Here is a 4,967-nt window from a genome sequence, read left to right as displayed (position 1 = left end):
CCGCCAGTGGTCCATTGGGATTCTCGGCCGAATAGAAGGCCGCATAAAAGGCAAACATAAAGAGTAGCGTAATCGGCAAACTCATCTGACTGATATCCTCATCGCTATCAAAGGCAGCTCCCATCGCCGCATAGATCGCTGCGAAGGAGAAGTAAGCACAGATAAAGAAGAAGAAAAAGGCCAGGATCATCCCAGTGAAATTAAAGTTGGCCAATGGTGCCATGATGTCCTGAACCATATCAGGGTCAACACCTGCCGACATCGCATTATCAGTCAGCTGACTCATATCCAGGGTCACATTACTGAGGAAGACCGCCTGTAGCACCACAAATCCTAGGATAAAGATCAGTGCCCAAATCCCCAACTGCGTCAGCCCCACGAGTGCCACAGCCACTATCTTAGCAAATAATAGCACCGTTGGCTTCACCGAAGAGGCAATAATCTCCACAATCCTATTCTTCTTCTCCTCCTGCACACTCGCCATCACCATAGATCCATAGGCCAGTACGAAGAATAAGAGTAGCATATTAAAGAGTTGCCCCACCATCATTGCAAAGTCCGAAGAGCTTGCCTTTTCATCACCCTCCTTACTCCACTGTATCTCCGAGATAGAGAGCGATACCTTCGTATCATCAATGATCTTCTCAAGGTCAGGGATATTATAGCTAGCTATCTTCTCCTTTCTCAGAGCAGGTTGCAGCTGGTCCGAAATGTACTCCTGTAGCGTAGGAGGTATCGACGAGTGGCTAAATATCGTGACCCCCTTTGGATTCTTCAGCAGATCCTCAGTAATCAAAAGGTAGGCATAAGCACTCTCCTCACTCTTCTTCCGTGCCTCGGCAATATCAGTATCACTGGCGACAAACTTAAAGCCATCCCTACTCTCCCCCTTTTGTAGATACTCCAGATACTTACCTGTGTGGTCAATCACCATCACTTCCTTCTCCGAAGTGTCCTTGGCATTCATACCGAGGTACATCGGGATAAAGATCAGCAGCAAAAAGATAAACGGCGTAAAGATCGTGAGCAAGATAAAAGACTTCTTCCTCACCTTCACATTATACTCCCGTTGCAAGACAATCCAAAACTTATTCATTCTGCACCTCCTTCCTTAGTTAGATTACGCTCCGCTTGGCTCTCTTCATAGCCATTCACCTGACCCGTCTTCCCCACCACATCTAGGAATATCTCATGCATATTGGGGATAATCTCTTCAAAACTAATCACCTCACCCCGAGCATTCCACTCAGAGATAATCTCACGTGAAGCGAGCTTGTGGCTATTCTCAAGAATCAACTCAGTACGGCCATACTGGTCCGTCTCCTTTGATACCACCACATACCGCTCCGCTACATTCTCCGGCATCTCCACGCCATCTTGGAAAAGGAAGCGATAAGCATTGCCCTTGTACTGCTGCTTAATCTCCTGCACATCCCCCTCTAGTACCACATGGCTACGATTAATCAGAGAGATATTATCGCACAGTTCCTCCACACTCTGCATATTATGGGTAGAGAAGATAATGGTATGCCCCATCCGCTTCAGCCGTAGCATCTCATTCTTCAGGATCTCCGCATTGATCGGGTCAAAACCACTAAAAGGTTCATCAAAAATCAGTAGACGAGGCTCGTGCATCACCGTGCAGATAAACTGCACCTTCTGTGCCATTCCTTTAGAGAGCTCCTCTACCTTCTTGCCCCACCAAGGTAGGATATCAAAGCGCTCAAACCACTCCTCCAGGATTCGCTTCGCCTCAGCCCGCTTCAATCCCTTCAACTGAGCCAAATAGATCGCCTGCTCCCCCACCTTCATCTTACGGTACAGGCCACGCTCCTCAGGGAGATAGCCAATCCGCTCCAAGTCCTTCTCCACAAACGGATGCCCATCAAAGAGCACCTCCCCACTATCTGGGGCGGTAATCCTATTGAGGATACGAATCAAGGTGGTCTTTCCTGCCCCATTAGGGCCCAGCAGACCATACACCTTGCCCTCTGGCACCGACATACTTACGTGGTCGAGTGCACGGTGTTTGTCGTAGTCCTTGACTACATCCTTTACTTCTACTACGTTTTTACACATACCCAATATACTTGCAATACACTTGTTTCTTCTATCTACTTCTTCAGCAAAAGCGATGGGGTAATCACCCGATCCCCTAGCAATTGACTAGCATTACTCTTGTACTCCGTCAGCTGTGCCAATTCTTGGTATAGCTTTTTATAATCCTCTACATTCTTAGAGTCCAGTTCCTTTATTTTCTTAAGCACCCCTTGCACCTGCTCCTCTATCTTGTGTAGCTTCAGCGAAAGTACATCCCGCATCAGCAGCTTTCCTAGCTCCTCAGGCTCCTCCATCTCCTTCACAAATTTATCATTGCGAGGGCTGAGCGTGTACTTATCCAGAAGATACCTATCGGCATGCTCTCTGATGGTATCATCCTCCGAGCCCAGCAACAATCTAGTAAGATCCGCCTCACTACCATCCGCCTCAGCCTGAGACACTGCATCCAACAGCCCATCCAATATATGCACAAAGTGGTCGCTCAGACCGCACACACCATCCCACTCTCTAAGGTCGAGCGTAGCATTATGTATTAATTGCAGACCTGTTATCTCCTGCCCTTCTCCCTCCTCATTATTCGCAAAGCCAGGGATAGACACCATACCATAATCAATAATATCCTGCAAAAGGGTGAGCTCGTATGGAGGCAAGGGATCCTTTACCCTAGCCGATGCCACCTTTGGGTTGACCTGCCCAGAAATAGCCTTGGTAGAGAGGTTAGTAAAACCTGATGTAGGCCCCTCCTGAGGCATCTGATAGCTACTTCGCTCCTGCCGAGTACGGTTAAAGATCCGCTCATCACGGATCTTCTTCACCCGCTCCGCTAGTGCCTCACTGGTCACCTCCCACTTTTCCGCTACCACCCCTATATAGAGCTCACGCGTAATTCGTGCCTCGATATAAGCAATCGTCTGTGCTAGCTCCTCGATGATCGCCACCTTTCCCTGTGGGTCGGTACCATATTCCGCCGCTAGTCGCTCCCCCTTAAAGGCGATCCCATCCTCCTCATGCTCCTGAAAGTAGGCCTCAATATCCTCCAAGGTATGGCTTTGGGAAAAAGAGTCGGGGTCCTCTCCATCAGGTAGAAGAAGCACCTTCACACCCAGTCCAGCCTCTAGGCAGATATCTAGCCCACGGAGAGCCGCCTTGATTCCTGCACCATCGGCATCAAAAAGGAGTGTCACATTGGAAGTCAAACGCTTGATATGCGCCACCTGAGCGTGCGTCAGTGCCGTGCCCGAGCTTGCCACCACATTACGCACCCCTCTTTGGTACATAGAGAGCACATCCATATAGCCCTCCAGTACAATACACTTATCACTGCTAGAGATATACTTTTTGGCAAAGTAGAGACCATAGAGCTCATTACTCTTATCGTAAAGCTCCGAGGCGGGGCTATTAATGTATTTTCCTACATTCTCTACCTTCTTCAGGATACGCCCACCAAAGCCCACCACATTGCCACTGGTGCTGTGAATAGGGAAGATCACCCGCTCCCGATAGCGGTCAATGTAATCCCCCTTTTTAGTCTTCATCACCAGCCCAAGCGACTCCAGCACCTCCAGCTCCACCCCACTCTCCTTTGCCCTATCCACCAGATAGGTCCATTCGCTAGGCGAGTAGCCGAGCTGAAACTCCTTGATCGTCTCGTCCGTCAGTCCACGCTCCCTGAAGTAGCTGAGCCCAATCCGGCGTCCCTCCGCCCCTTGTAGCATCGCATTCACAAATTCATCTCTGGCAAAAGCATTGGCATTGAGTAGCTTTTCACGCTCCGTCTTACGAGCCATCTGCTCGGGAGTCAGCTCCCGCTCCACCACCTCAATGCCATACTTTCGGCCTAAGAACTTAATGGCCTCGGGAAAGGTCAGATGCTCATACTTCATGATGAAGGAGACCGGAGTCCCCCCCTCCCCACAGGCAAAGCACTTACAGATATTCTTAGAGGAAGAGATCTGAAGCGAAGGACTGCTATCATCATGAAAGGGGCAGAGAGCCACATAGTCTTTGCCCTTGCGGTGTAGTGTAAGGTAATCCCCCACCACATCCACAATATCGGCACGCTCTATGATGCGTTGCACCACCCGATTATCAATCATGCTCATAGCTACAGACCTCTACTCAGCCCTCCCCCAGTATTAGCTCTCAATGATGGCAACAACCACCCTCTCCATGCTCATGATGGTGCTCACCACAGCCCGAGCAACCAGAGCACCCTTGATGCCCAAAGAAGCGATCATACTCCTCCTGAGTTGGCTCATGTACATCGGTCACCTCACCGATGAAGTGGAGCTCCTCACCAGCCAAGTCGTGATTAAAGTCCATCTGCACCTTATCCTCACCCACATGGGTCACTAATCCGTGAACCACTTGACCATCGGCAGTATTCATAGGCACACGAGCCCCCTCGTACACCATATCCTCATCAAACTTACCATCAATGTGGAAGACTGCCTTATCTAGCTCCAGCAACAAATCGTCCCGCACCTCACCATAAGCATTCTCAGGGGATAGATGGAAGTCAAATTGGTCACCTGGCTCCATACCAGAGAGCTCTGCCTCAAAAGCAGGAAGCAATAGCCCCATACCATAGATAAACTCCATAGGCTGCTCCTTAGTCGTCTCCTCAATCAATGAACCCTCCCTATCTAGCAAGCGATACTGCACCTGCACAAACGCACCTTTATTAATTCTCATAACTCAATATAAATATAGTCATCTCTTAAATAATTAAACTGATACAAAACTACCAAATTATACCCAATCTCAAGCACCGTCACCAAATCATAACACAAACGATACAGAAGAAGAAAAAGCATTTGATAGTTGTAAATAGAATAAACTCACCAATAAAATGCCTGCATGAACCTAAAGCAATGGCCCAAAAAGCCCATTTATAACAAACTGAT

General features: G+C 48.7%; 4 protein-coding genes. All 4 read right to left on the bottom strand.

The genetic code is table 11. The features are described 5' to 3' along the window. Positions 1-1,096 (bottom strand): ABC transporter permease (locus tag QVO39_RS06320; RefSeq protein WP_288171867.1); only part of this gene is annotated, 1,096 nt, incomplete at its 3' end. Further along, positions 1,093-2,079, bottom strand: a complete 987-nt coding sequence (locus tag QVO39_RS06315) for an ABC transporter ATP-binding protein (protein ID WP_021903478.1) — start codon at positions 2,077-2,079, stop codon at positions 1,093-1,095. The genes QVO39_RS06320 and QVO39_RS06315, both read right to left, overlap by 4 nt. A 35-nt stretch (positions 2,080-2,114) precedes the next feature. Beyond that, positions 2,115-4,163 carry a DNA primase gene (gene dnaG / locus QVO39_RS06310; RefSeq protein ID WP_021903477.1) on the bottom strand — a complete coding sequence of 683 codons (2,049 nt, stop codon included), beginning with the start codon at positions 4,161-4,163 and terminating at the stop codon, positions 2,115-2,117. A gap of 40 nt (positions 4,164-4,203) precedes the next feature. Then, on the bottom strand, positions 4,204-4,755 hold the full coding sequence (locus tag QVO39_RS06305; protein WP_018029150.1) for an FKBP-type peptidyl-prolyl cis-trans isomerase: 552 nt from the start codon (positions 4,753-4,755) through the stop codon (positions 4,204-4,206). Between the last annotated feature and the right edge of the window lie 212 nt (positions 4,756-4,967).

The sequence above is a fragment of the Porphyromonas sp. CAG:1061 genome, assembly GCF_000435035.1.
GTDB lineage: Bacteria > Bacteroidota > Bacteroidia > Bacteroidales > Porphyromonadaceae > Porphyromonas_A > Porphyromonas_A somerae.
This window is presented reverse-complemented; position numbering and strand designations above follow the sequence as displayed.